The sequence below is a fragment of the Pseudomonas sp. TH31 genome (assembly GCF_016650815.1).
GTDB lineage: Bacteria > Pseudomonadota > Gammaproteobacteria > Pseudomonadales > Pseudomonadaceae > Aquipseudomonas.
The window spans coordinates 83,553-109,811 of sequence record NZ_JAEKEZ010000034.1 but is presented as its reverse complement, the minus strand read 5'-3'; the positions used below and the strand labels follow the sequence as shown (position 1 = coordinate 109,811).

General features: G+C 59.7%; 18 protein-coding genes and 1 pseudogene. 11 read left to right on the top strand and 8 right to left on the bottom strand.

All coding sequences use genetic code 11. From position 1 onward, the window contains the following. Nucleotides 1-77: 77 nt before the first annotated feature. The 3 genes and pseudogenes from JFV26_RS35075 to JFV26_RS28950 form a co-directional block, all read right to left on the bottom strand. Nucleotides 78-3,744 (bottom strand): annotated as a pseudogene (locus JFV26_RS35075) (translocation/assembly module TamB domain-containing protein). Then, nucleotides 3,741-5,468: an autotransporter assembly complex protein TamA gene (locus JFV26_RS28955; RefSeq protein ID WP_201197101.1), complete on the bottom strand. Its 1,728-nt coding sequence runs from the start codon at nt 5,466-5,468 to the stop codon at nt 3,741-3,743. The pseudogene JFV26_RS35075 and the gene JFV26_RS28955 overlap by 4 nt, the downstream one beginning before the upstream one ends. A 65-nt stretch (nt 5,469-5,533) precedes the next feature. Then, nucleotides 5,534-6,184 (bottom strand): GNAT family N-acetyltransferase, encoded by a 651-nt coding sequence (locus JFV26_RS28950; RefSeq protein WP_201197100.1) that lies wholly within the window; start codon nt 6,182-6,184, stop codon nt 5,534-5,536. A gap of 320 nt (nt 6,185-6,504) precedes the next feature. Between JFV26_RS28950 and xthA the strand changes: the two genes are divergently transcribed. Beyond that, nucleotides 6,505-7,317, top strand: coding sequence for an exodeoxyribonuclease III (xthA, locus tag JFV26_RS28945; protein WP_201197099.1), 813 nt, complete (start codon nt 6,505-6,507; stop codon nt 7,315-7,317). 151 nt (nt 7,318-7,468) lie between these two features. Beyond that, nucleotides 7,469-8,809 carry a substrate-binding domain-containing protein gene (locus JFV26_RS28940; RefSeq protein WP_201197098.1) on the top strand — a complete coding sequence of 447 codons (1,341 nt, stop codon included), beginning with the start codon at nt 7,469-7,471 and terminating at the stop codon, nt 8,807-8,809. 108 nt (nt 8,810-8,917) lie between these two features. On the opposite strand, the gene JFV26_RS28935 is transcribed toward JFV26_RS28940, so the two are convergent. Next, entirely contained in the window at nt 8,918-10,147 is a 1,230-nt protein-coding gene (locus tag JFV26_RS28935) for an acyl-CoA dehydrogenase (RefSeq protein ID WP_201197097.1), read from the bottom strand. Nucleotides 10,148-10,312: 165 nt separating this feature from the next. Between JFV26_RS28935 and JFV26_RS28930 the strand changes: the two genes are divergently transcribed. From JFV26_RS28930 to JFV26_RS28920, 3 genes are all read left to right on the top strand, one after another. After that, nucleotides 10,313-11,248: a LysR family transcriptional regulator gene (locus JFV26_RS28930; protein WP_201197096.1), complete on the top strand. Its 936-nt coding sequence runs from the start codon at nt 10,313-10,315 to the stop codon at nt 11,246-11,248. Nucleotides 11,249-11,398: 150 nt separating this feature from the next. After that, a complete protein-coding gene (locus JFV26_RS28925) occupies nt 11,399-11,800 on the top strand; it encodes a MerR family transcriptional regulator (RefSeq protein ID WP_133838710.1) in 402 nt (133 codons plus the stop codon). Between the two features lie 149 nt (nt 11,801-11,949). Beyond that, nucleotides 11,950-12,849, top strand: a complete 900-nt coding sequence (locus JFV26_RS28920) for a hydroxymethylglutaryl-CoA lyase (RefSeq protein WP_201197095.1) — start codon at nt 11,950-11,952, stop codon at nt 12,847-12,849. A 990-nt stretch (nt 12,850-13,839) separates the two neighbouring features. On the opposite strand, the gene JFV26_RS28915 is transcribed toward JFV26_RS28920, so the two are convergent. After that, nucleotides 13,840-15,534 (bottom strand): AMP-binding protein, encoded by a 1,695-nt coding sequence (locus JFV26_RS28915; RefSeq protein WP_201197094.1) that lies wholly within the window; start codon nt 15,532-15,534, stop codon nt 13,840-13,842. A gap of 251 nt (nt 15,535-15,785) precedes the next feature. On the opposite strand from JFV26_RS28915, the gene JFV26_RS28910 reads away from it, so the two are divergent. The 4 genes from JFV26_RS28910 to JFV26_RS28895 all read left to right on the top strand — a co-directional run bounded on the left by JFV26_RS28910 (nt 15,786) and on the right by JFV26_RS28895 (nt 21,533). Beyond that, nucleotides 15,786-16,949 (top strand): isovaleryl-CoA dehydrogenase, encoded by a 1,164-nt coding sequence (locus tag JFV26_RS28910; RefSeq protein WP_201197093.1) that lies wholly within the window; start codon nt 15,786-15,788, stop codon nt 16,947-16,949. Nucleotides 16,950-17,046: 97 nt separating this feature from the next. Further along, entirely contained in the window at nt 17,047-18,651 is a 1,605-nt protein-coding gene (locus JFV26_RS28905; RefSeq protein ID WP_201197092.1) for a carboxyl transferase domain-containing protein, read from the top strand. A gap of 118 nt (nt 18,652-18,769) precedes the next feature. After that, nucleotides 18,770-19,621 carry a gamma-carboxygeranoyl-CoA hydratase gene (locus tag JFV26_RS28900; RefSeq protein WP_242487938.1) on the top strand — a complete coding sequence of 284 codons (852 nt, stop codon included), beginning with the start codon at nt 18,770-18,772 and terminating at the stop codon, nt 19,619-19,621. Continuing rightward, a complete protein-coding gene (locus tag JFV26_RS28895) occupies nt 19,584-21,533 on the top strand; it encodes an acetyl/propionyl/methylcrotonyl-CoA carboxylase subunit alpha (protein ID WP_201197091.1) in 1,950 nt (649 codons plus the stop codon). Before JFV26_RS28900 ends, JFV26_RS28895 begins: the two co-directional genes overlap by 38 nt. A 39-nt stretch (nt 21,534-21,572) precedes the next feature. On the opposite strand, the gene JFV26_RS28890 is transcribed toward JFV26_RS28895, so the two are convergent. Beyond that, the gene (locus JFV26_RS28890; RefSeq protein WP_201197090.1) at nt 21,573-22,220 is read right to left on the bottom strand and encodes a LexA family protein; all 648 of its coding nucleotides are present in this window, start codon (nt 22,218-22,220) and stop codon (nt 21,573-21,575) included. 129 nt (nt 22,221-22,349) lie between these two features. Between JFV26_RS28890 and JFV26_RS28885 the strand changes: the two genes are divergently transcribed. Together JFV26_RS28885 and JFV26_RS28880 are read left to right on the top strand one after the other, a co-directional pair. After that, entirely contained in the window at nt 22,350-22,691 is a 342-nt protein-coding gene (locus JFV26_RS28885; protein WP_201197089.1) for a DUF6124 family protein, read from the top strand. Between the two features lie 484 nt (nt 22,692-23,175). After that, nucleotides 23,176-24,327: a M14 family metallopeptidase gene (locus tag JFV26_RS28880; protein WP_201197088.1), complete on the top strand. Its 1,152-nt coding sequence runs from the start codon at nt 23,176-23,178 to the stop codon at nt 24,325-24,327. Nucleotides 24,328-24,531: 204 nt separating this feature from the next. On the opposite strand, the gene JFV26_RS28875 is transcribed toward JFV26_RS28880, so the two are convergent. Then, nucleotides 24,532-25,074: a cytochrome b gene (locus JFV26_RS28875; protein ID WP_201197087.1), complete on the bottom strand. Its 543-nt coding sequence runs from the start codon at nt 25,072-25,074 to the stop codon at nt 24,532-24,534. After that, entirely contained in the window at nt 25,074-26,165 is a 1,092-nt protein-coding gene (locus JFV26_RS28870) for a catalase family peroxidase (RefSeq protein WP_201197086.1), read from the bottom strand. Before JFV26_RS28870 ends, JFV26_RS28875 begins: the two co-directional genes overlap by 1 nt. Nucleotides 26,166-26,259 lie beyond the last annotated feature (94 nt).

The following is a 26,259-nucleotide window of genomic DNA, read 5'->3' as shown; positions in this document are numbered from 1 at the left end:
ACAGGGGTTTTGCGTACACCCGTAGGAGCTGCCAAAGGTTTGGGCCGCATTCGGACGATCTTTTGATCTTGAAGGGACTAAAAGTCCCGCTTGTAGAAAATATCCAGCGAACTGGCCACACCACTGGCGGCTTCGAGATAAACCTTCTTGCTCAACTTGTACCGCAGCGCAATGGTGTTGGCCGGCTCAAACACGCCAACCCCGTAACGCAAACTGAGCTTCTCGGAGATATTGCCGCTGGCCACCACGCTGGTGGTGTTGCCGCTGCCTTGGGTGTCGAGCTGGAAGTCTTGAATGCCCAAGTCCTTGGCCAAGCCGCTGGTGACCCCGGAACTGCCCATCAACCCCAGCCCGAGCGCCGCCTGGGCGAGCATGTTGTTGTCTTCGCCGGTGGTGCTCAATGGACGTCCCAGCACCAGATAGGACAATGCCTGTTCCTGGCTCATGGCCGGCTCGGAGAAGATTTGCGTGGTTGGCTGTTCGGCGCTGCCGCTCAGGCGAATACCGGCGATCACGTCGTCGGTCTGGCGAATCGCTTCGATATCCAGGTACGGCTGATCGATGGGACCTGCGAACAGCAGCCGCGCCCGACGCACCGTCAGGCGCTGGCCATAGGCACGATAACGACCGTCGTTGAGCCAGAGTTCGCCGCGGGTGTCCATGTTGTCGCCGATGTGCACATGACCTTGCACATTCGCGGTCAGGCCAAAACCGGCGAAGGCAAGTTTGTCGTCACCCACCACCACGTCGATGTCCATCCTCATGGCCATCGGCGGTTTGCCCTGTTCGGTTTGCGCACCGACGATGATCGTGTCATCGGACACCTTGACCGTCGACGGCGGCAACTCACGCACGGTGATTTCCCCTTGGGCACCAGCACTTTGCCGGCGATGGACAGCTCATCGCCCTTCATCGAGATTTTCAGGTCCGGCGCCACTTCGAGCTTGGCGTAGGGCTCGACGGTGACCGGCAATTGCGTGCCTTTGAGCGCCAGGTCGACGACCAGTGCCTGACCCCAGGCAATGTTGCCGTTCAAGCTGCCCTGCCCGGTCTTGCCGCTTTTCCAGCCACCGTTCAATTGCACGGTTTCGCCGGCGATCACCGCTTGAAGCTGCAAGGCCTCAAGGCTGATGGGCAATTCAGCCCCGGATACTTCGCCGTCGCTGAGCACGAGGTTGCCGTTGACCAGTGGCGCGAGCAATCCGCCGGAGAGCGTGCCGCTGCCATTCAAATGGCCGGTGAGTTTCTCGACCATCGGCACAAACGGCCGGGCCACCGACAGGTCCAGGCCATTGAGGCGGAACGAGCCAGTCAGCGGTTTGTTCTTCGGCAACGGGTTGATCTGCGCCTGCACCATCAACTCGCCGAGCTTGCCGCCGACGAAATTGAGGTCGGTGTCGATGCGCTTGGGCGTGAGTTTGCTGGTGAGTTTCAGGGTCTGGTAGGGAAGTCCAGCCACTGGTCTTTCTCTTTCATGCGCAAGGTGCCGCCGCTGGCATCAATGCTGATCTGACCGTTCGGGCCGCTGGCCGGCAGGTCGAGTTGCAGGTCGGCGTTAAGCTTGCCCTGCCAGGCAAAATCCTTCGGCAACCATTGCGCAAGGCTGTCGATCGGGAATTGCTTGAGGTGATAACGCAACTTCGGTTCAGGCATCAGGCGCTGGTCCTCGCCGCACAAACTGGCGTCGCCTGACATCCAGCAATGGGCGCCGAAATTGATTTTGCCGTCCGCCAGCCGTTCAAGCTTCGCCGGGCCTTGCAGCTTCCAGTCCTGACCGCCGGCCTGGATATCGCCGCTGGCCAGGCGTCCGCGCCAATTGCCGTTGTCCAGTGCGCCGTCCAGCCCGAGCGCCAGTTTGAGTTTCGGCCCTTGCAGGTCGAGGCTGAGTTTCTGGTTCTTGATATCGCCCTGGCCGCTGGCGGCCAGGGTGCCCAGCGAAGTGTCGCCGGCCTGGATGCCGCTGCCCTTGAGGTCGATCTTCGCCCGCTGGGCGCTGTCGAGGGTGGCATCGAGATTGAGGCTTTGCAGCCGATTGTCCTGGAAGGCCAGTTGCGAACCTTGCAACCCGAGCTTGCCTTGCGGCGCCTTGAGCGTGCCGGCGACATCGACCCGGCCATTGAGCTGGCCGCGCAGTTGCGGCCAGAGTTGGGCCAGTCGCGGCAACTTGATTTCGATCTGCCCGGCGAGTTTCTGTTGCAGGCTGCCCTTGCCGTTGATGCTGTTGTCGCCAAGGCGAATCTGCAAGGCACTGAGGTTCCATTGCTCGCCGCCGCCATCAGCCTTGGCCTGGATCACCGCCGGTTGGCCGCGCAGTTTGCCTTTCAAATCGAGATCGGCGGTCAGGCTGAGCTTTTCATTCTTCATCTCGCCTTTACTGCGCAACGGCCCGGCCAGTGTGCCCGGTAGTTCCGCCATCCAGTACGCCGGGTTGATCGCCGACAGGTCCAGCGCGGTGTCCCAGGCGATGCCATCGGCGAATTGCAGGTTCAGGTGGCCTTCGGCCTTGCCCTGCCCGGCTTCGAGCTGAAATTGTTGCAGGTAGATTTTCGTCAGGTCGCCGCTGAACGGGCTGCTCAGGCTGAATGCCCCGGCCGGGCCATCCAGCGCGGCTTTGAAGTTGCCGAGGTATTTGCCGTCGGTGTAGGAGACTTCACCGTTGAAGCTGCGCAACGCGACTTGCGGTTCGTCGATCAGCGGGTAGAGCCGATGCCACGGGAAGTCCAGCCAGTCGATGTTCGCCTGGGCACTGAAACCTTTGCTCCAATCGAGGCTACCGGTGAGCTTCAAGCTTTGTTTGTCGCTGGCGCTCAGGTCCAGCCCGGCAATCTGCGCGCCCTTGGCGTCGACCTTGCCTTGCAGCAACAGCGCGACCGGGCCTTTCTCGGCGGGCAACACGGCTTTGCCGAGCAACTGGTAACCGTTTTTCAGGTCGCCATCGCCGGTGAGTTCCAGTTGATTGAGTTGCAGGGTGTCCGGCAGGTCGGCGCTGGGTTTGAAGCCATCAGCGGTGATTCGCACTTTGGCTGGCAGGTTTTCTACCAACGGTTGCAGCTCGCCGGTCAGTTGCCCGTTGAGGTAGCCACTGCTGTCGGCTTTCAGGTTCAGGGTTTTCAGCAGGTCGCCGTCAACTTTCAAGGCCAGTGCCCAAGGCGCGGGCGTCGACATCGTCAGCTTGCCTTCGGCGGTCAACGGCCAGTTACCGCCGGGTTGCAGCAGGCCGGAGAGGTTCAGGCTCAGGTCGTCACGCTGCAATTGCAGCGAGTCGATTTGCAACCCTTTGGCCGTCCAGTGCGCCGCCAGTTGCAGCCCCTTGAGTTCTTCGCTGCCGTTGAACAGCAGGCTGCCAACCTTGACGTCGCCCAGTTCAATCGCCACCGGCAGTTTCAAATCCGGGAGGCTGATCGGGCCGCTGCTCGCTTCTTCAGTACTCGGAGGGAATTGCAGGCTGACCTGATCGGCCTGCAATTGCTCGATGCACAAGGTCATGCGCGTCAGGCACAGCGGCGACCAGGCGAAAGTCACTTTATTCAGTTCAACCCGGCTGCTGCCCTGCTGCCACAGCAGATGATCGGCGCTCCACTGGCCGCCCAAACGGCCCTGAAAGTTCTCCACGGTCAAACCCGGCACAAACCCCAGTGCCCAGCGACTGCCCGTCGCCGTGCCAAGCACCGTGGCCACGGCCAGGACGACCAGCATCAGCAGCGCCAGAATCGCCAGCAGCGTTATTTTCAAACCACGATTCACAGCTCAGGCCCCATGGAAAAGTGCAGTCGAATGCCGCCGTCGTCGTCCAGCGCATGGGCCAGGTCGAGGCGCAGCGGCCCCACCGGCGAGACCCAACGGATGCCGATACCGACGCCAGTCTTGAGGTTCGGCAGTTCGAGGGTGTTGAAGGAGTTGCCTTGGTCGACGAAGGTCGCGATCCGCCATTTCTCGGCGATGGAGTATTGATACTCGACACTGCCAGCGACCATGTAACGGCCACCGATGCGATCACCCGCCGAGTTCTCCGGGGACAGGCTCTGGTAGTCGTAACCGCGCACGCTTTGATCGCCACCGGCAAAGAAACGCAGGGACGGCGGCACGGATTTGTAGCCGTTGGTGGCGCTGCCGCCGACCTGGACTCGCGCGAGGAAACGGTGGTTATCGTAGACCGTGGTCAGGCCTTTGATCAGCGCGGTGCCGTAGACCAGGTTGGTGTCCGACCCCAGCCCTTCCTTGGCGACTTTGGTTTCGAAGGTCAGGCGATAGCCGTTGTGCGGGTCGATGCGATTATCGCTTTTGAGGTACGAATAGCTGACGCCGGGCATCAGCAACGTGCTCAAGCCCGAGTCATCGCCAAGGGTGTATTCCTCGCGCTGCCATTTGAGCGACACCACCCGCTGCCAGCCGCTGGGCAACTTGCTGTGCCATTCCGGGCCGAGGGTCAGCAATTTACTCTGGGTGTCAGAGCCGTCGATGTCTTCATATTGATAGCCGGCGGCCCAGCGCAGTTTGTCGGTTAGCGGCGGGTCCAGCGGAATGTCGTAGAACACCCCGACGTTCTGCCGTGGCGCCGACAGCTCGGCTTCCCAGCCATAGCTGTCGCCCTGCGGGTTGACCCAGTGCCGGGTCCAGTTGGCCTTGATCCGTGGGCCGACGTCGGTCGAGTAGCCCAGACCGAGGCCCATGGTGCGCGGCTTGCGGGTGTCGAGTTTGACCGCCACCGGGATCACATCGTCCTTGGACGCGGTCGGTGCCGCGTCCACTCGCACGCCTTCGAAATAACCGCTCGATTGCAGGGCCTGGTTGAGTTCGGCGATCAGTTCGGAGTCATACGGCGCGCCAGCCTTGAACGGCACCATGCGTTGCAGCAAGTCTTCGTCGAACGGGGTGTCGCCTTCAAAAGTGACCTTGCCTAGGGCGTAGCGCGGGCCGCTGTCGTAGATCAGCTCGACGTCTGCCACACCGGCGCGCGGATCCACCAGCAGTTTTTGGCTGGTGAAGTGACCGCTGAAAAAGCCGAAACGCGAGGCCTGGTTCTGGATCAGGCGCTTGGCATCTTCGTAATGGCCATGATTGAGCACGGCGCCTGGCTTGAGCAGCTCCGGGGGGGGCGCACGAAAGGATTTGAGGGAACTGGCCGGGCCGTCGATGCGCACGGTGACGTTGCGCAAATGGATCGGTTCGCCGGGGTCGATCTTCAGCGTCAGGCGCGGCTTCTCGCCGCCCGTCACCTCGCTGTCGATCTGTGGCTGGTAATAACCCAAGGCCTGGGCGGCCTTGCGCGCCTGTTCTTCAGCGCCGCGACTGAAGCGCAGCAACGCTTCTTCGTCACGATCGCCGAGGCTGCCGATATAGCCCTCTATATTGGCTTTCAGTTCATCGTTGGACGGTTTGATCCGCACATCCAATTCACTTTGCGCCAGCGCCGCGCAGCTGGATAACAGCATGAGCACGCCACTGGTAAATCTTCCTGGAAACTTCATAGGCGCGGATGCTATCACGAGCTTGGGAGCCTGATAGAGCCTGGGGCGCGGTGAAAGTTCTACCTTTATGCCGTTGCGGTTTGTAACACCTGGGGATTGGCGTGGAAAAACACGTGTTCACGGATCGGTCCTACCGCCACTTCGCCGATTTCCTCATAGCCCTGACGCTTATAGAAGTCGAGATAACGAGGGTTCCCGGTATCGAGGATCACGCCTTCGGAATGCTCATCCACCGCGCACCAGTTGTGCACCGTTTGCAGCAGTTGTTCGCCAAAGTGTTTGCCCTGGAATTGCGGGTGAATCCCCAACAACGGCAGCACATGCACCGCATCAGACGGTACACACGCCGTGACGGCATCGTGGTATTCGAGGTAGCGGCGGGTGCAACGGAATCCGGTGCTGAGCACCATGCGCAGGCGCCAGGCCCAGCTTTCAGTGATGCCGAGGCGACGTTGCGGCGGCGCGATCAGGGCAATGCCGATCAAGCGGTCGTTGACCAGCAGGCCGATGGCCGGCAAGTCCTGGAGGAAGTGTTGCTTGACCAGTTCGCGCACCGTTGCCCGCACCCGTTGTTCGTATCCGGGGCGCTCGGCTTCAAACAGGTAGCCGAATGTCGGTTCGTGGCGGTAAGCCTGATACAGCAAGGAGCGTGCTTCGCGGGAGTAGCCGCTGTCGAGCATGTGGATATCGGCGATGGCGGTCGAGGTTTCAGGCATATCGGTATTTCTCCCCGGGGCGCCGTTCAAATGACGGCACTCTTCTGGTTACGAGCCTATAGCGCTGGCACAGTTCCCTGCTGATCCGAATCAGTGTTGCTGCTTAAGCCGTCTTCGCGAGCAAGCCCGCTCCCACAAGGTATAGACCAGACTGAAGACATTGGGCGCCTGCACCAGGATCACCTGTGGGAGCGGGCTTGCTCGCGAAGACGCCAGCATTGACGATAGAAGACCTACTGTCGAACACGAATCTCCTCACCCCACACTGGCCCCATTCCTTCATGTCAGCTAGCATCGCCCTTTTGCCAGGACTGCCGACCATGAAGATCGTCTCCTTCAACATCAACGGGCTGCGCGCTCGCCCGCATCAGCTGGCAGCGCTGATCGAGAAGCACCAGCCGGACGTCATTGGCCTGCAGGAAACCAAGGTCCACGACGACCAGTTCCCGCTGGCCGAGGTTCAGGCCTTGGGCTATCACGTGTATTTCCACGGCCAGAAAGGCCATTACGGCGTCGCCCTGCTCTCGCGCCAGGAGCCGATTGCCTTGCACAAAGGCTTCGCCACCGATGAAGAAGACGCTCAGCGGCGCTTCATCTGGGGCACGTTCGCCGACGCCAATGGTGTACCGGTGACGATCATGAACGGCTATTTCCCACAGGGCGAAAGCCGCGACCACCCGACCAAATTCCCGGCCAAGCAGCGTTTCTACAACGATTTGCAGCACCTGCTGGAAAGCCAGTTCAGCAACGACCAGCCGCTGGTTGTGATGGGCGACGTGAACATTTCCCCGCAAGACTGCGACATCGGCATCGGCCCGGACAACATGAAACGCTGGCTGAAAACCGGCAAGTGCAGCTTCCTGCCGGAAGAGCGCGAGTGGATGGCAAGGCTGAAGAACTGGGGCCTGGTGGACAGCTTCCGTCACCTGAACCCGGACGTGGTCGACCGTTTCAGCTGGTTCGACTACCGCAGCCGCGGCTTCGAAGACGAACCCAAGCGCGGGCTGCGAATTGACGTGATCATGGCGTCCCATGGCTTGATGCCGCGGGTCAAGGATGCCGGGGTCGATTACGACCTGCGCGGGATGGAAAAACCATCGGACCATGCGCCGATTTGGCTTGAATTGAGCTAAAAAAGCAAAAGATCGCAGCCTTCGGCAGCTCCTACATAGGCCCTACTACCTGTAGGCGCTGCCGAAGGCTGCGATCTTTTGCTCTGTCATCTTTCGGACACCTTACTGACTTATTCTCCCGGCACTTTCTACGTCCTTATAAGGTGCCGGCATGACCCTGCGCGTTTTGTTCCTGTTGATGCTCTGCGCAGGCGTGCCGTTGACGGCTTCGGCCAGCGATTTGCCGATGCCCGAGCGTGGACCGGCCCTGCGCATCCAGGGTTCCAACACCATTGGCGCCGCATTGGGCCCGGCGTTGGTCGAAGGACTGATGAAGGAGCAAGGCCTGCTCAAAGTGCACAGCGAAACCCCGGACAAGGCCAACGAACAACGCATCGTAGGGCAAACAGCCCAGGGTCGCCGGGTAGTGGTCGAAGTCGCCGCCCACGGGTCGAGCACCGGTTTCACCGCACTAAAAAACGCCTGCGCCGACTTGGCCGCCTCTTCGCGCCCGATCAAGGACAGCGAGTTGGCGGGCCTCAAATCCTTGGGCGATCTTAAAAGCCCCGCTGCCGAGCAAGTCATCGCCATCGATGGGCTGGCAATCATCCTGCACCCGCAAAATCCGCTGAACCAACTCAATACCGAACAACTGGCACGCATCTTCAGTGGCGAAGCCGCGACGTGGGAAGAACTCGGCGGCAGGGGTGGGCCGATTCATCTGTATGCGCGGGATGATCAGTCGGGCACCTACGATACGTTCAAGGAATTGGTCCTCAGCCGTCGTGGGAAAACGCTCGACAGTGCGGTGAAACGTTTCGAATCCAGCGAGCAATTGTCCGACGCTGTCAGCCTGGACCCGCAAGGCATCGGCTTCATTGGCCTTCCTTATGTGCGCCAGGCCAAGGCCGTGGCGATTGTCGACGGGCAATCCCAGGCGATGTTGCCGCTCAATAGTTTGATTGCCACCGAAGACTATCCGCTGTCCCGCCGTTTGTTCTTTTACCTGCCGCCGACAGGGAAAAATCCTTGGGCCGAGGCGCTGGTGGCATTTGCCCAAAGCAGCAAGGGCCAGGCGATTGTCGCCGCCAACGGGTTTATCGCCCAGACCGTGCAAGCGATGAGCGTCACGCCCAATGCGCTGATGCCCGAGGGTTATCAGGCCCTCAGTCGGCACGCCCAGCGCCTGACGGTGAATTTTCGCTTCGAAGAAGGCAGTGCGACGCTGGATAACAAGGCCCGGCAGGATCTGGCTCGGGTACTCGACTATATAAAGCAGCACGACAAGGCCAACCGTGAGGTGACGCTGGTGGGGTTTGGCGATGCCAAGAACGATCCGGCGCGGGCCGATCTGTTGTCGAAACTGCGGGCGATGGCGGTGCGCCGGGAACTGGTGAAAAGCGGCGTGGTGTTTCGCGAGATTCGCGGCTTTGGCGCCGAGATGCCGGTGGCGGCCAATAGCGCGGATGAAGGGCGGATCAAGAATCGGCGGGTTGAGGTTTGGGTTTACTGATAGGGCTGTGTTGAATCAGCCGACGCCTTCGCGAGCAAGCCCGCTCCCACAGGGGAACGCATTCCAAATGTGGGAGCGGGCTTGCTCGCGAATGGCAGCGACGCGGTCTTAATGACTGCTACGCATCATCTCTTTCGGCACGTACTTGCCGATCTCGAACTTGCCAATCGCCGCACGATGCACTTCGTCCGGACCGTCGGCCAGGCGCAGGGTGCGTTGCATGGCGTACATGTAGGCCAGCGGGAAATCATTGGACACCCCTGCCCCGCCATGGATCTGGATCGCCCGATCGATCACTCGCAAGGCGACGTTCGGTGCAACAACCTTGATCTGGGCGATTTCGCTCTTGGCGATCTTGTTGCCCACGGTGTCCATCATGTACGCGGCTTTCAACGTCAGCAGCCGCGCCATGTCGATTTCCATCCGCGAATCGGCGATCTTGTCGATGTTGCCGCCCAATCGCGCCAGCGGTTTACCGAACGCGGTACGGCTCACAGCACGTTTGCACATCAATTCCAGCGCGCGCTCGGCCATGCCGATCGAACGCATGCAGTGGTGAATCCGGCCAGGGCCAAGGCGACCCTGAGCGATTTCGAAGCCGCGTCCTTCACCTAACAGGACGTTTTCGTACGGCACCCGGACATTTTCGAACAGTACTTCGGCATGACCGTGCGGCGCATCGTCGTAACCGAACACCGGCAGCGGACGGACAATCTTCACGCCCGGTGCATCCACCGGCACCAGGATCATTGAGTGCTGGGCGTGACGCGGTGCGTCGGGGTTGCTCAGGCCCATGAAGATCAGGATCTTGCAACGCGGGTCGCAAGCGCCTGAGGTCCACCACTTCTTGCCGTTGATCACCCACTCGTCGCCCTCACGCACGGCGCGGGCGGCCATGTTGGTCGCGTCCGACGAAGCCACATCCGGTTCGGTCATGGCGAACGCCGAGCGAATCTCTCCGCGCAACAGCGGTTCGAGATAACGCTGCTTCTGTTCTTCGCTGGCATAGCGCACCAACACTTCCATGTTGCCGGTGTCCGGCGCAGAGCAGTTGAACGGCTCAGGCCCCAGCAGCGAGCGGCCCATGATTTCGGCCAGGGGCGCGTATTCGAGGTTGGTCAGGCCAGCCCCGAGTTCGGACTCCGGCAGAAACAAATTCCACAACCCCTCAGCCTTGGCCTTGAGTTTGAGCTCTTCCATGATTGCGGTCGGCTGCCAGCGATCGCCCTCGGCGACCTGACGCTCGAACACGGCTTCAGCGGGATAAACGTAGGTATCCATGAACGCGGTCACGCGCTCACGCAGTTCCTGAACCTTGGGCGAATAAGCGAAATCCATGAGCAGCTACCTTCTTGGGAGAGGTTGTTTAGGTCATGTAATCGATGCTAGAACAGCTATGAAAATTTACCTAGCCTATTCTCGGCGTGTATTAACATTCATCACCGATATATGATCGGCTGATCATCAAGGCCAAAAACGCCCCTACAACAAGAGAGCCGCGTAATGAATCTGAGCAAGGTCGACCTCAACCTTTTCATCGTCTTCGACGCGATCTACACCGAAGCCAACCTGACCCGCGCCGGACAGATTGTCGGCATTACTCAGCCCGCGGTTTCGAACGCTCTGGCCCGCCTGCGCGAGACCTTCAACGACCCGTTGTTCGTGCGCACCGCCCAAGGCATGGTGCCGACGCCTATGGCGCAGAACATCATCGGCCCGGTGCGCAATGCCCTCTCCTTGCTGCGGGTGTCGGTACAGGAAAGTCGCATCTTCAACCCATTGCAAGCGGTCAAGACCTACCGCATCAGCATGACTGACCTCACCGAAGCGGTGATCCTGCCAGCGCTGTTCCAGCGCCTGCGCCGTCTCGCGCCAGCGGTGATCATCGAAAGCTTCCTGTCCAAGCGCCGCGAGACCACCAAGGAACTGGCGGCCGGTCGCCTCGACTTCGCCGTGGATGCGCCGCTCAATACCGACCCGCAAGTGCGCCACGTCAAGTTGATGGAAGACCGTTACGTGTGCGCCATGCGCAAGGGCCATCCGCTGGCGGGCAAAGAGAAATTCACCCTTGATGACTATCTGTCACTGACCCACATTCACATTTCCAGCCGCCGCAGTGGATTGGGGCATGTCGACCTGGCGCTGGGGAAAATGGGGATTCAGCGCAAGATCGCCCTGCGCTCCCAGCACTATTTGATGGCGTCGCAAGTGTTGCAGCAGACCGACATGGTCATGACCGTGCCGGAGCGCTTCGCCCGTCGTCATGAACTGCACGCGTTCAATCTGCCGGTCAACGACGTGCCACCGGTGGAAACTCACCTGTATTGGCACGAAAGCACCGACCAGGACCCGGCGAATCGCTGGATGCGCGAGCAGATGATCGAGTTGTGCCAGCAGGTGACGGCGCATGAGAAGAAGCTCGATAAGCAGCCAAGTTAACAAAGATCAAAAGATCGCAGCCTTCGGCAGCTCCTACAGAGCAATTGTGTTCCACCTGTAGGAGCTGCCGAAAGCTGCGATCTTTTCTCCCTTGACGTAAACGTCAACCTGACATTAGCTTAACGCCATGACCTTCTTTCGAGCGCTTCCATGAGCAGCCAGACCTACAGCATTTCCGACCTCGCCCGAGAGCTCGACATCACCACACGGGCCATTCGCTTTTATGAAGAGCAAGGTTTGCTCAGCCCCGAGCGCCGTGGCCAGGAACGCATCTATTCGCCCCGGGACAAGGTCAGCCTGAAGCTGATCCTGCGGGGCAAGCGCATCGGTTTTTCCCTGGCCGAATGCCGCGAGCTGATAGAACTCTACGACCCCACCGGAGGTAATCAGAAACAGCTGCAAACCATGCTGACCAAAATCGCCGAACGGCGTGATCAATTGGAACAACAGATGCTCGACATCGAGCAGATGAAGCTGGAACTGGACACCGCCCAAGAACGCTGCACCCAGGCGCTGGAGCAGACCATCAAGAGTCAGCAGCCTGTCCAATAGGTAAACGCAATCCGCTGTAGGAGCAAAGCTTGCTCGCGAAAGCGGTATGTCATTCAACATTGATGTCGACTGAACCGACGCTTTCGCGAGCAAGCTTTGCTCCTGCAGGGTTCTCGGAACATTCAGACAATTACAACAGGTCCTAAACCATGTCCCTCCCCACCCACGTACGCCTGATCGAAGTCGGCCCTCGCGACGGTCTGCAAAACGAAGCCCAGCCCATCAGCGTCGCGGACAAGGTGCGACTGGTCGACGCCTTGAGCGCTGCGGGCCTTGGCTATATCGAAGTCGGCAGCTTCGTATCCCCCAAGTGGGTGCCGCAAATGGCCGGTTCCGCCGAGGTCTTCGCGCAGATCCAGCGCAAGCCCGGCGTAACCTACGGCGCACTGGCACCAAACCTGCGCGGGTTTGAAGACGCCATCGCGGCCGGGGTAAAGGAAGTCGCGGTATTCGCCGCCGCCTCCGAAGCGTTTTCCCAGCGCAACATCAACTGTTCGATCAGCGAAAGCCTGGCGCGGTTTGTACCGATCATGGACGCCGCCAAGCAACACGGCGTGAGCGTGCGCGGTTACGTGTCGTGTGTGCTGGGTTGTCCTTACGAAGGTAACGTCGCGCCGGAGCACGTCGCGATGGTCGCTCGTGAGCTCTATGCCATGGGCTGTTACGAGGTTTCGCTCGGTGACACGATCGGCACCGGCACCGCTGGCGCTACCCGCCGGATGTTCGAGGTGGTCTCGGCCGATGTGCCGCGGGACAAACTGGCCGGGCATTTCCACGACACCTACGGCCAGGCCATGGCCAATATCTACGCCAGTCTGCTGGAAGGCATCGCGGTGTTCGACAGTTCCATCGCCGGCCTCGGCGGCTGCCCATATGCCAAGGGCGCCAGCGGTAACGTCGCCACCGAAGACGTGGTGTACCTGCTCAACGGTCTCGGAATCGAGACCGGTATCGACCTGGACGCCTTGATTCCGGCGGGCCAACAGATTTGCACTGTGCTGGGGCGCCAGACCGGTTCGCGCGTGGCAAAGGCTCGCAGCGCCCAGTGAGGGAGGCGGATGTGTCCGGGTGTTACCGCATTGTCTGGAGTGCGGGTACAAACGAGTAACACGGAAACAAATTGTTGAGTTTTAACTGAGAGGAAAATCCTACAAAAAACTCAAGTTATTGAATTTAAAGGGTTTTAAAAACTTGGCACGGCTTCTGCTATCTCTATGGCATAACAAGAATAAAAAGCAGCAAACCTAATAAAAATAAGACGTAACGACTCTGACATAACAAGAACAACACGGCAGAGACGCAGCTAACAGATTTTTTTGGAGAAGGTGTGCTTTTCAGGGTGCTTTTCGAAGTAACCCGCAACCGGGCAGAGAACAATAAAACTACCTTCAGGTAGCTCCCGAACTGGTTGGATCGCTTGGCGAAAAAGCAGATCAGCGCTCAAAAAAATACGTTTGCTCTTGACCCCGGATGGGGGTCGACAAAAACAGCAGTAAAGGGCCACGGTTGCCAAAAACAACAATAGACCGCCCCTCAATAATAAAAAAGAGCACGCGCAACGACAAATTAAAGGGGAGCTTCGGCTCCCCTTTGTGCTTTCTGTCATTCACCAAAACCGATTCCTGTAGGAGCTGGCGCAGCCTGCGATTTTTTGATCTTCAAAAGAGCAAAATCAAAAGATCGCAGCCTTCGGCAGCTCCTACGGCAGCCTGAGATTTTTTGATCTTCAAAAGAGCAAGATCAAAAGATCGCAGCCTTCGGCAGCTCCTACGGCAGCCTGAGATTTTTTGATCTTCAAAAGAGCAAGGTCAAAAGATCGCAGCCTTCGGCAGCTCCTACGGCAGCCTGAGATTTTTTGATTTTCAAAAGAGCAAGGTCAAAAGATCGCAGCCTTCGGCAGCTCCTACGGCAGCCTGAGATTTTTTGATCTTCAAAAGAGCAAGGTCAAAAGATCGCAGCCTTCGGCAGCTCCTACGGCAGCCTGCGATCTTTTGATTTTCAAAAGAGCAAGGTCAAAAGATCGCAGCCTTCGGCAGCTCCTACGGTATCGCTTTGAGCTCCTCGATACTGATCTCGCGCATCCGGAATTTCTGGATCTTGCCGGTCACGGTCATTGGAAACTCTTCCACGAACTTGAAGTAACGCGGCGTCTTGAAGTGCGCGATGCGCGCCTTGCACCAGGTTTTCAACTCTTCTTCGGTCGCGCTGTGGCCGGGGTGAAACTTGATCCAGGCAACGATCTCTTCACCGTATCGCGAGCAGGGAATGCCGATCACCTGCACGTCCGCCACTGCCGGGTGGGTGAAGAAGAACTCTTCCAGCTCCCGCGGGTAAACATTCTCGCCACCGCGAATGATCATGTCCTTGTTACGCCCGGCAATGCACACGTAACCCTCCTCGTTCATGCTCGCCAGGTCGCCGGTGTGCATCCAGCCGGCCTGATCGATGGCCTCGGCGGTGCCCTGCAGGTTGTTCCAGTAACCGAGCATCACACTGTAACCCCGAGTGCAGAGCTCGCCAATCATGCCGCGCGGCACCAGGTTACCGGCCTCGTCGATGATTTTGCTTTCCAGTTGCGGCTGGGTGCGGCCGACGGTGGTGACGCGCAATTCCAGCTCGTCCGACGGACCGGTCTGCAACGACACCGGACTGGTTTCCGTCATCCCGTAGGCAATCTGCACTTCGCTCATGTGCATCTCGTTGATGACCCGGCGCATCACCTCGATCGGGCAGGTCGCCCCGGCCATGATCCCGGTGCGCAGGGTCGACAGATCGAATCCGGCACGTTGAGGCTGATCGAGCATGGCGATGAACATGGTCGGGACGCCATAGAGCGCGGTGGCTTTCTCTTCGGCAACGGTGGTCAAGGTCAGCAACGGATCGAAGGCATCGTTGGGGTAAATCATGGTGCTGCCGTGGGTGATGCAACCGAGGTTGCCCATGACCATGCCGAAACAGTGATAGAGCGGCACCGGGATCACCAGCCGATCATTGGCGCTCAGGCCCAGGCTTTCGCCGACCATGTAACCGTTGTTGAGAATGTTGTAGTGACTGAGGGTCGCGCCCTTGGGGAAACCGGTGGTGCCGGAGGTGTACTGGATATTCACCGGCTGATCGAAATGCAGGCTGTGCTGGCGTTCGTTCAACTGCTCGACCGAGACACTGGCCGCGAGATCCGCCAGTTGCGACCACGGCAGGAAACCCGAGGGCGGCCGAGTATCGAGGCTGATGACACCGCGCAGGTCCGGCAAGCGTTCGCTCTGCAGTTCACCGATGGATTGCTCCGCCAATTCCGGCACCAGGCCTTGCAGCATCCCGTGATAGTCGGAGGTCTTGAAGGCCCCGGCGCAAACCAGCCATTGGCAGCCGGACTGTTTCAACACGTACTCCAATTCAGAACTGCGATACGCCGGGTTGATGTTGACCAGGATCACCCCGATTTTTGCGCTGGCAAACTGGCTGATGCACCACTGTGCGCAGTTTGGTGCCCAGATGCCCATGCGGTCGCCGGCTTGCAAACCCAGCGCCAACAGTGCCCGGGCATGCAGGTCCACAGTGTCGGCCAATTGCTGCCAGGTGTAGCGCAACCGTTGATGACGCACGACCAGCGCTTCCCCGTCCGGGTACTGCGCGACCGTGTGATCGAACTTCTCGCCGATCGTCATCGCCAGCAAGACTTTTTCCTGGGAACCGCGGGTATAGCTGCGCTGCGGGTTTGCACTGGGTTGATCCATGACGACCCCTATTGTCTTTATTGTAGGAGCGAGCGATGCGGCGATCCGACTTGCCTGCGACAGGAGCATCGAGGTGTAGCAGTAGGACCGCATTATCGTTCATCGCGAGCAAGCTTTGCTCCTACAGAGTCGCTCAAGTTGACGTTAACGTAAAGGGTGATTGACAGCCATTCATCACAAGCTTACGTTAACGTAAAGGTGAGAGCCGAATCACGCCCTCCCGACCCTACAAAAAAGCCAAAAGGTGACCCATGAGCTATCCATCCCTGAACTTTGCCCTCGGTGAAACCATCGACATGCTGCGCGATCAGGTTCAGTCCTTCGTCGCCAAAGAGATCGCCCCGCGCGCCGCTCAGATCGACATCGACAACCTGTTCCCCGCTGACCTGTGGTGCAAATTCGGTGACATGGGCCTGCTCGGCGTGACCGTGCCGGAAGAGTACGGCGGCGCTGGCCTGGGTTACCTGGCCCACGTGGTGATCATGGAAGAAATCAGCCGTGGCTCGGCGTCGGTGGCATTGTCCTACGGCGCGCACTCCAACCTCTGCGTCAACCAGATCAACCGCAACGGCAATCACGAACAGAAAACCAAATACCTGCCCAAACTGATCAGCGGCGAGCACATCGGCGCCCTGGCCATGAGCGAACCGAATGCCGGCTCCGACGTGGTCTCGATGAAACTGCGCGCCGACAAACGCGGCGATCACTACGTGCTCAACGGCAGCAAGACCTGGATCACCAACGGCCCCGACGCCAACACCTACGTGATCTACGCCAAGACCGACCTGGAAAAAGGCCCCCACGGCATCACTGCATTCATCGTTGAGCGTGACTCGAAAGGCTTCAGCCGCAGCAACAAGTTCGACAAGCTCGGCATGCGCGGCTCGAACACCTGCGAGCTGTTCTTCGATGACGTCGAAGTGCCGGAAGAAAACATCCTCGGGGTACTCAACGGCGGCGTGAAAGTGCTGATGAGCGGCCTCGATTACGAGCGCGTCGTCCTCTCGGGCGGCCCGACCGGGATCATGCAGTCGTGCATGGACCTGATCGTGCCGTACATCCACGACCGCAAGCAGTTCGGCCAGAGCATCGGCGAATTCCAGCTGATCCAGGGCAAAGTCGCCGACATGTACACCCAACTCAACGCCAGTCGCGCCTACCTCTACGCGGTCGCCCAGGCCTGCGAGCGCGGCGAAACCACCCGCAAGGATGCGGCCGGCGTAATCCTCTACAGCGCCGAACGTGCCACACAAATGGCCCTCGACGCGATCCAGATTCTCGGTGGCAACGGCTACATCAACGAATTCCCGGCGGGGCGTCTGCTGCGCGACGCCAAGCTGTACGAAATCGGTGCTGGCACCAGTGAGATTCGCCGCATGTTGATCGGTCGCGAACTGTTTAACGAAACGAAATAAATTTCGTCAGCGGCAAGCGGCAAGCGGCAAGAGGAGCGCGCTCTTGCTTCAACTTGTAGCTTGTAGCTTGCAACTCGAAGCTGCTACGGAGTAGCCCATGATCCTGCATACCCAGCTCAACCCCCGTTCGGCGGAGTTCGCCGCCAACAGCGCGGCGATGCTCAAACAGGTCGACGCCCTGCACACCCTGCTCGCCCAAGTGCAGCAAGGTGGCGGCCCGAAGGCGCAAGAGCGCCACACGTCGCGAGGCAAATTGCTGCCGCGTGAACGGATCAACCGTTTGCTCGATCCAGGTTCGCCGTTTCTGGAAATCAGCCAACTGGCGGCCTACGCGGTGTATGGCGAAGACGTTCCGGCGGCCGGCGTGATAGCCGGGATCGGCCGCGTGGAAGGCGTCGAGTGCATGATCGTCGCCAACGACGCCACGGTGAAAGGTGGCTCGTACTACCCGCTGACCGTGAAAAAACACCTGCGCGCCCAGACCATCGCCCAGCAGAACCGTTTGCCGTGCATCTACCTGGTGGACTCCGGTGGCGCCAACCTGCCGCGTCAGGATGAAGTGTTTCCTGACCGTGAGCACTTCGGGCGGATTTTCTTCAACCAGGCCAACATGAGCGCCATGGGCATTCCGCAGATTGCGGTGGTCATGGGTTCGTGCACGGCGGGTGGCGCGTACGTACCGGCGATGGCTGACGAAGCGATCATGGTGCGTAATCAGGCAACGATTTTCCTCGCTGGCCCGCCGCTGGTGAAAGCGGCCACCGGCGAAGTGGTCAGTGCTGAAGATTTGGGCGGAGCCGATGTGCACTGCAAGATTTCCGGGGTTGCCGACCATTACGCCGAGAGCGATGAACACGCCCTCGCCCTCGCCCGACGCAGCGTTGCCAATCTCAATTGGCGCAAGCTCGGCGAACTGCAACAACGCACGCCGATTGCTCCGCTCTACAGTAGCAATGAGTTGTATGGCGTGGTCTCGGCCGACGCCAAGCAGCCGTTCGACGTGCGCGAGGTGATTGCACGACTGGTCGACGGTTCGGTGTTCGATGAGTTCAAGGCCTTGTTCGGGACGACATTGGTCTGCGGCTTTTCCCACCTGCACGGTTACCCGATCGCGATCCTCGCCAACAACGGCATCCTGTTCGCCGAAGCCGCGCAGAAAGGTGCGCACTTTATCGAACTGGCCTGCCAGCGCGGCATCCCGTTGCTGTTCCTGCAGAACATCACCGGCTTCATGGTCGGTCAGAAATACGAGGCCGGCGGCATCGCCAAGCACGGCGCCAAACTGGTCACCGCCGTGGCGTGTGCCAAGGTGCCGAAATTCACCGTGATCATCGGCGGCAGCTTCGGCGCCGGTAACTACGGCATGTGCGGGCGGGCTTACGATCCACGCTTCCTGTGGATGTGGCCGAACGCGCGCATCGGCGTGATGGGCGCCGAGCAAGCTGCTGGCGTATTGGTTCAGGTCAAACGCGAGCAGGCCGAACGCAGCGGCCTGGGTTTCAGCGCCGAGCAGGAAGCCGAGATCAAGCAACCGATTCTCGATCAGTACGAAGAACAGGGCCACCCTTACTACTCCAGCGCACGGCTGTGGGACGACGGCGTCATCGACCCGGCCCAGACCCGCGACGTACTGGCCCTGGCCTTATCCGCGTCGCTGAACGCGCCAATCGAACCGAGCCGCTTCGGCGTGTTCCGGATGTGATCTGTAGGAGCGAGGCTTGCCCGCGAAGGCGTCGGTACATCCAATACAGATGTGACTGAACAATCGCTTTCGCGGGCAAGCCTCGCGCCTGCAAGCAAGAGTTGTGGAGATGGATAATATGAGCGACTTCAACACCCTCGAACTGCTGACCGACCCACGGGGCTTCGCCACCCTGTGGCTCAGCCGTGAAGAAAAGAACAACGCCTTCAACGCCGAAATGATCCGCGAATTGATCCTCGCACTGGACAAGGTCTCGGGCGATGCCAGCCTGCGCTTCCTGCTGATTCGTGGTCGCGGCAAGCATTTCAGCGCAGGCGCCGATCTGGCCTGGATGCAGCAATCGGCCGAACTCGATTACCACACCAACCTCGACGACGCCCGGGAACTGGCGGAGTTGATGTACAACCTCGCCAAACTGAAAGTCCCGACCCTGGCGGTAGTGCAAGGCGCGGCTTACGGCGGCGCACTGGGTCTGATCAGTTGCTGCGACATGGCCATCGGTGCCGATGACGCGCAGTTCTGTTTGTCGGAAGTGCGCATCGGCCTCGCGCCAGCGGTGATCAGCCCGTTCGTGGTGCAAGCCATCGGCGAACGTGCGGCACGGCGATATGCGTTGACGGCCGAGCGTTTCGGCGGGCAGCGGGCGCGGGAAATCGGATTGTTGTCGGAGAGTTATCCGGTTGCCGAACTGGAGCAAAGCGTCGAACACTGGATCGACAACCTGCTGTTCAACAGCCCGGCCGCCATGCGTGTCAGCAAGGACTTGCTGCGTGAAGTCGGTAACGGTGCCCTGACCCCGGCCCTGCGCCGCTACACCGAAAACGCCATCGCGCGCATTCGTGTCAGCCCGGAAGGCCAGGAAGGCCTGCGGGCCTTTCTGCAAAAGCGTCCGCCGAACTGGCAAGCCGTCCCCCCTCCAAGGAGCCGCGTTGATGAGCACACTTGTTCTCACTACCCTGCTGGTGGCTAACCGTGGCGAAATTGCTTGCCGGGTGATGCGCACCGCCAAGGCCCTGGGCCTGACCACCGTGGCTGTGCACAGCGCCACCGACCGTAACGCCCGGCACAGCCGCGAAGCGGATATCCGCGTCGACCTGGGCGGCAGTAAAGCTGCCGACAGCTACCTGCAAATCGACAAACTGATTGCCGCCGCCCAGGCCAGTGGTGCCCAGGCGATCCACCCAGGCTATGGTTTTCTTTCCGAGAACGCCGGGTTCGCTCGCGCCATCGAAGCCGCCGGCCTGATTTTCCTCGGCCCACCCGCCTCGGCCATCGACGCCATGGGCAGCAAGTCCGCCGCCAAAGCCTTGATGGAGACCGCCGGCGTGCCATTAGTGCCCGGCTACCACGGCGAAGCGCAAGACCTCGACACCTTCCGCGATGCCTGTGAGCGCATTGGTTATCCGGTGCTGCTCAAGGCCACGGCCGGCGGCGGCGGTAAAGGCATGAAAGTGGTCGAGGACGTCAGCCAGTTGGCCGAAGCCCTGGCCTCGGCCCAGCGTGAAGCGAAATCCTCTTTCGGCGATTCGCAGATGCTGGTGGAAAAGTACCTGCTCAAGCCCCGTCATGTGGAAATCCAGGTCTTTGCCGATCAACACGGCAATTGCTTGTACCTCAATGAACGGGATTGCTCGATCCAGCGCCGGCACCAGAAAGTCGTCGAAGAAGCACCGGCGCCAGGCCTGAGCCCGGAACTGCGTCGCGCCATGGGCGAAGCGGCTGTGCGTTCGGCCCAGGCTATCGGTTACGTCGGGGCCGGCACCGTTGAGTTTCTGCTGGATTCGCGCGGCGAGTTCTTCTTCATGGAGATGAACACGCGCCTGCAAGTCGAGCACCCGGTCACCGAAGCCATCACCGGCCTGGACCTGGTGGCCTGGCAGATTCGTGTGGCGCGCGGTGAAGCGCTGCCGATGACTCAGGCTGAAGTGCCGCTGATTGGACATGCCATCGAGGTGCGGCTGTACGCTGAAGATCCGGGCAATGATTTTCTGCCAGCCACCGGGCTTCTGGAGTTGTATCGCGAGTCGGCCGAAGGACCGGGGCGGCGGGTGGACAGCGGTGTCGAGGAAGGCGATGAGATTTCGCCGTTCTATGATCCGATGCTCGGCAAGTTGATTGCCTGGGGCGAGGACCGTGAACAGGCACGACTGCGGTTGTTGAGCATGCTGGATGAGTTCGCCATTGGTGGGCTCAAGACCAACATCAACTTCCTGCGCCGGATCGTCGGCCATCCAGCATTCGCTGCAGCGGAACTGGATACCGGGTTCATTCCCCGTTATCAGGAGCAACTGCTGCCAGCACCTGCCAACCTGCGCGATGAATTCTGGCAAGCGGCTGCACAGGCATATGCGCAGAGCCAGCCGCCGGTGTTGCGTGCCGATGACCCGAATTCGCCGTGGGCCTTTAACAGCGGTTTGCGCTCCGGGCTGCCCAAGGAAATCACCCTGCATTTGAGCTGTGAAGGCCAGGATCATGCGCTGACGTTGGGCGATGTGAGTACTGCGCAACTCAAGGGCGAACAGCTGCTGATCGAACACAACGGCGTGCGCCGCCAGCATCGGGCCATCCGCCGTGACGACGTGCTGTATCTGCAATGGGAAGGTGAACTGCGCCGTATCGAGACTTACGATCCGATCGCTGCCGTCGAATCGAGCCACAGCCATCAGGGCGGCCTGACCGCGCCAATGAACGGCAGCATCGTACGGGTGCTGGTGGAGGCCGGGCAAACGGTCGAAGCCGGGGCGCAACTGGTGGTGCTGGAAGCGATGAAGATGGAGCACAGCATTCGTGCGCCCCATGCCGGGGTGATCAAGGCGTTGTATTGCCAGGAAGGCGAAATGGTCAGCGAAGGCAGTGCGCTGGTTGAGTTGGAAGAAGCGTGAAATGAGGATCGGTCCTGCGCGTTGCGAGGACCGATCTGACTAGAATTTGGCTGTTGCCTGAACCACTACACCGATAATTCGGCATTCCTCGGTGAAAAGGGTTTTCGGATACGTCGGATTGAGCGGGACCAGGTAACGCTGCCCGCCCTCTTCGATCAGCTTGCGAAACGTCGCCTCGGCGCTGTCCGGCCACTGGGCGATCACCAGTTTTCCGGGCTCCGGCACAATGGCCGGGTCTACCAGGATCAGCATGCCCTCGGCAATGCTGATACCGCTGGGCGCCGTCATTGCATCACCGACCACTACGAGCCAGAACGCCGGGCCCTGGGCGTGATAGTCGCTCAGCTCAAAACGCTCCTTGCCGTACACCGTCAGCTCACCATCACGCACCTCAACCGGTTTGCGCCAATCGCTGACCGGGTAGCGGAAGTACGGGTTGTACTTGAGCGCCAGGGGCATCTCTTCAGCTTCCGAGGCCAGCGGCTCGCGAATGACCAGCGCCACTTCGAGAAAGTCCATTCCAAGAGCCTTCAGCACGCGGTTCATGTTGACGATGCCGGGGTCGCGACGTTTATTCAGCCAGTGGCCGATGCCGCCCTGGGACATTCCGAGGCGGTCAGCGAGTAGCTCTTGAGTGAGGTTGAGTTCACTCATCTTGGCCTTGACCAATTCAATCCATTTATCCATGTGCGGCACGATACGTGGGCGACTCCGACCCGCAAAACACAAAATGTAGTATTTAAATACTCGTCACAAATACAGTACGTACTAGGATGGGTTCACGGATCTGAATCTATCACGGAGTTCACTATCACCATGACAAACCCCAGCAACGACATGAAGGACCTGCAGTTCGACACCACTTTCACCTCGCCAAAGGGCTACGCCGCCGCACAGCGGGTGCTGGATCATTACTTGAAACCAACTGTTTCAGAGGTGGAAGTCGAGTCGCGCTTTTTTGATGTCAACCGCAACATCAGCCGTGAAGAGGCGTTGGTTCATGCGTCCGATCTGCTGCGCTGTGCTGCCGCCACCGCACAGGAATCAGCAGCAAACCAGCAAGGCACGGGCCGTGCGCTGGCGTTTTCGGTGGTACACATGATCGATATGGCGCAGGCAATGGTCGACCGATCCCTGGATGGCGATCAGAACGACTGAGACGGAGGTATTTTCGAGGAGGACAGGAAAGGGTTTTCCAATCGCACAGATAAAATCATTTGACTTGCAAACGAGAATGATTATTATTGCATGCAGCTGGTCGCGAGATCAGTCGATGGACCAGAGGACCTTAGGTCGGTCTCCTGGACTATCTCCTCATCAGGCTAATCACGGTTTTTGACCCGGCTTTTTGCCGGGTCTTTTTTTGCCAGTTATTCTGGCTTTGGCTTCAGGCTAATGAAGACTGTCGGTGCTGCTAATTCAATGGCGGGCATGATATCAAAAGAATATCTGTTGGCAAGCGAACCCCGGCAACACAGGGGTCAAACTAATGAAAAATAGCACTTGAGAATCAATTCCACAGCCTCTAAGCTGCTTCGGCGTCAAGGAGGACGCCCCCCTCATTGCACCCCGCAATTTCCCCCCGATTTCTCCCCCTCTTGCGTGTAAAGTAGCTGCCATAAATCATAATCAGGAATCGACTATGACCGTGGCTAAATCCTCTTTCGACATCAGCGCCAATTTCGACAGCGGCAACATTGAAGTGCTGGACATCAGCAACCCGCTTCAAGCCCTTTTGGCGATCAAGCCGGACACCCGCAGCCAGCATTTCCAGTGGTTTCACTTCAAGGCCAGTGGTCTGCATGTCGGTCAAGAGCATTGGTTTCGCCTGAGTAACGCCAGCAAATCTTCGTACCACAAAGCCTGGGACGGTTATCAAGCGGTGGCGTCCTACGACCACGTCAACTGGTTCCGCGTACCGACGATTTTCGAAGGCGACTGCCTGCGTTTCAGCCTGGAAGCCACGGCCACCCATGCCTGGTTTGCCTATTTCGAACCCTACAGCCGCGGTCGCCATGACTGGCTGATCGAGCAGGCGCTGACCAAGGCCGGCACCGAACTGCTGGCCACCGGCAAAAGCGTTGAGGGCCGCGATATCCAGTTGCTGCGCAAAGGCACCGGCGCCGAAGGCCAGCGCAAGGTCTGGATCATCGCGCAACAGCATCCCGGCGAGCACATGGCCGAGTGGTTCATGGAAGGCGTGATCGAACGCCTGGAAAAACATGACGACCCGGTACTGAAAAAACTGCTGGCCAGCGCCGACCTGTACCTGGTGCCGAATATGAATCCGGACGGTGCCTTTCACGGTCACCTGCGCACCAACGCCAATGGCCAGGACCTCAACCGCGCCTGGCAGAGCGCCAGTCAGGAAGTCAGCCCGGAAGTCCTGTTCGTACAGCAGCAGATGGAAAAATACGGCGTGGATCTGTTCCTCGACATCCATGGCGATGAAGAAATTCCCTACGTGTTCACCGCCGGCTGCGAAGGCAATCCCGGCTATACACCGCGGATCGAGAAGCTCGAAACTCACTTCCGCGATCACCTGAAGCACCTGACCAAGGACTTCCAGACCAAGTACGGCTACACCCGCGACTTGCCGGGCCAGGCCAATATGACATTGGCCTGCAACAGCGTTGGCCAGAAGTTCGACTGCCTGTCGCTGACGCTGGAGATGCCGTTCAAGGATAACAACGATGCGCCGAACGCGCTGACGGGGTGGTCGGGCAAACGCTCCAAACAGTTGGGTAAAGACGTACTGACGACCGTCGCTGACATGGTCGAAACCTTGCGTTGATTGCGCTCGTTGGCTGCATGGTGGCCATGGAAGCTGCTTCACACTAACTGTGTAGCAGCTGCCGAGCACCGCGAGGCTGCGTTCGGCGGCGAAGCCGTCGTCAATCCTGCCACCTCGGTATACCTGAAACTTCGCGGTGGCTGATTTTACGACGGCTTCGCCGCCGAACGCAGCCTCGCGGTGCTCGGCAGCTGCTACAGGGGATCAGCGATCCTTGCCCCGCAGCATGCTGTCCAGCACGTCGTCGCGGCGTACCCAGCCATGAAACAACGCCGCAGCCAGATGCAGCAACACCGTCAGGAACAACAGATAGGCGAGATACCCATGAGCCTTGCGCAGAAACGCAAACACCTGCGCGTTGGCCGGCAGTATCGATGGCAACTGCAACGAACTACTGAGCATCACCGGGTCCCCGGCGGCAGAAATCATCGCCCAGCCCAGTAGCGGCAATATCAGCATCAATGCATACAGCAAGACATGCGACGCCTTGGCTGCCAGCGCCTGCCAACCCGGCAGATCTGCCGGCAACGGTGGTTGTTGGGTCGAGAAACGCACGGCGAGACGCACAATCACCAGCAGCAAGATCGCAATGCCCAAGGGTTTGTGCAGGTGAATCAGCCACTCATGGCGCTCGGATACCGAGGCCACCATGCCCGCGCCGATAAACAGCATCGCGATGATCATCAGTGCCATCAGCCAGTGCAGCAGCCGCGCCAGCGGGGCGAAATGCTTCGGTTGGACACTCATTATTGAGCCTCCTGTTTGGCGACGGGCAACTGGCTGACTTCGCTGGTGCGACGCAGGTAGGAACTGGCGTAGCCGGCGGAGCGCGCGGCGAGCAACGGGTCGTCGGAACCTTCGATCCCGGCCGGCAGTACCAGCGGGTCGTAGTTGATGTCTCGGCACTCGCCGTTAAGTTGTGGCTGCGTGGCTTCAAGCACCAACGTCCCGGCGTTCAGGACCTTGCGGCCATCGGGCCAGGCCTTGCTGGCGTCATTCACCGGATCGCCGGGGTTGGCCAACGTGATGTTCAACTGCCAACGCAACGGCCCTGCAGCAATCCTCTGCACCAGGTCTTTTTCAAGGAAATCGCCACCTTCAGGCGCCGTGGCACCCGCCGCATCCTTAACCAGCGCAACCATGCTCCAACGCACCGCCTGCTTCTGCCCGGCCGCGTTTACCAAATAAAACGCGTTCACGCTGTTGTAGGTTTCCGTCACGTAACTGGCCGACGGCTTGGCGGTTTTGACCCACGCCAGGAACGGCGCGGTTTCCGGATGCGAACCAAAGAACGCCGGCACCGCCGCCGGATTCGGTTTGCCCGTGGCCGGATCTGGCGACTGGGCCTGTTGCAACTGATAGAACGCCTCGGGCGTCCCCACCGGGAACACCGGCATGCTGTTCATCCCTGTACGCCATTGCTGACCGTTAGCCTGGGTGAAACGCAATGCCATGCTGCGGATCGGCACGGCAGTGTCCGGCGCATAAGGATTGCCGGACGGCAACGCAAAACGGCCGACCACTGGGGTCTGCGCTTCATTGAAGACCTGAGCAGTGGAGTAGCTACGCGCCTCGCCGCTGCTTTCAAAATGCCCGATCACACACACGCCTTTGGAGTGGTTACGCCGAAACCCCGGATGCACGCCGTTGTTGGTTTCCAGCACATTGATCAGCTTTTTCGGCGTCAGGCGCTGTGGGTCAAAGGTGCCGTTGACGTAGGCAAAAGCCCCGGCCACTGCCGCGACGATCACGGCAATGCCGGTCAGACGCAATGCCAGGCTGGCGGCACTCAGCGGTGGCCGGGTCGGCCCGGTTGGCGGTGATGAGCGATCTACCATGAAAGACTCCAGGGCCATCGGCCACAAGTGAGAAGAACCAGGCAGACGCGCCCCAAACCGGTTTATTCCATCACGCCGTATTTATTTTTACGGA

What these genes read in the sequence shown, in the direction of transcription:
- JFV26_RS28880 (WP_201197088.1), top strand. Translation starts at nt 23,176, where the DNA reads ATGACCGTGGCTAAATCCTCTTTCGACATCAGCGCCAATTTCGACAGC.
- JFV26_RS28940 (WP_201197098.1), top strand. Translation starts at nt 7,469, where the DNA reads ATGACCCTGCGCGTTTTGTTCCTGTTGATGCTCTGCGCAGGCGTGCCG.
- JFV26_RS28930 (WP_201197096.1), top strand. Translation starts at nt 10,313, where the DNA reads ATGAATCTGAGCAAGGTCGACCTCAACCTTTTCATCGTCTTCGACGCG.
- JFV26_RS28955 (WP_201197101.1), bottom strand. Translation starts at nt 5,468, where the DNA reads ATGAAGTTTCCAGGAAGATTTACCAGTGGCGTGCTCATGCTGTTATCC.
- xthA (WP_201197099.1), top strand. Translation starts at nt 6,505, where the DNA reads ATGAAGATCGTCTCCTTCAACATCAACGGGCTGCGCGCTCGCCCGCAT.
- JFV26_RS28915 (WP_201197094.1), bottom strand. Translation starts at nt 15,534, where the DNA reads ATGGATCAACCCAGTGCAAACCCGCAGCGCAGCTATACCCGCGGTTCC.
- JFV26_RS28950 (WP_201197100.1), bottom strand. Translation starts at nt 6,184, where the DNA reads ATGCCTGAAACCTCGACCGCCATCGCCGATATCCACATGCTCGACAGC.
- JFV26_RS28870 (WP_201197086.1), bottom strand. Translation starts at nt 26,165, where the DNA reads ATGGTAGATCGCTCATCACCGCCAACCGGGCCGACCCGGCCACCGCTG.
- JFV26_RS28920 (WP_201197095.1), top strand. Translation starts at nt 11,950, where the DNA reads ATGTCCCTCCCCACCCACGTACGCCTGATCGAAGTCGGCCCTCGCGAC.
- JFV26_RS28925 (WP_133838710.1), top strand. Translation starts at nt 11,399, where the DNA reads ATGAGCAGCCAGACCTACAGCATTTCCGACCTCGCCCGAGAGCTCGAC.
- JFV26_RS28900 (WP_242487938.1), top strand. Translation starts at nt 18,770, where the DNA reads ATGAGCGACTTCAACACCCTCGAACTGCTGACCGACCCACGGGGCTTC.
- JFV26_RS28875 (WP_201197087.1), bottom strand. Translation starts at nt 25,074, where the DNA reads ATGAGTGTCCAACCGAAGCATTTCGCCCCGCTGGCGCGGCTGCTGCAC.
- JFV26_RS28910 (WP_201197093.1), top strand. Translation starts at nt 15,786, where the DNA reads ATGAGCTATCCATCCCTGAACTTTGCCCTCGGTGAAACCATCGACATG.
- JFV26_RS28890 (WP_201197090.1), bottom strand. Translation starts at nt 22,220, where the DNA reads ATGGATAAATGGATTGAATTGGTCAAGGCCAAGATGAGTGAACTCAAC.
- JFV26_RS28895 (WP_201197091.1), top strand. Translation starts at nt 19,584, where the DNA reads ATGAGCACACTTGTTCTCACTACCCTGCTGGTGGCTAACCGTGGCGAA.
- JFV26_RS28935 (WP_201197097.1), bottom strand. Translation starts at nt 10,147, where the DNA reads ATGGATTTCGCTTATTCGCCCAAGGTTCAGGAACTGCGTGAGCGCGTG.
- JFV26_RS28885 (WP_201197089.1), top strand. Translation starts at nt 22,350, where the DNA reads ATGACAAACCCCAGCAACGACATGAAGGACCTGCAGTTCGACACCACT.
- JFV26_RS28905 (WP_201197092.1), top strand. Translation starts at nt 17,047, where the DNA reads ATGATCCTGCATACCCAGCTCAACCCCCGTTCGGCGGAGTTCGCCGCC.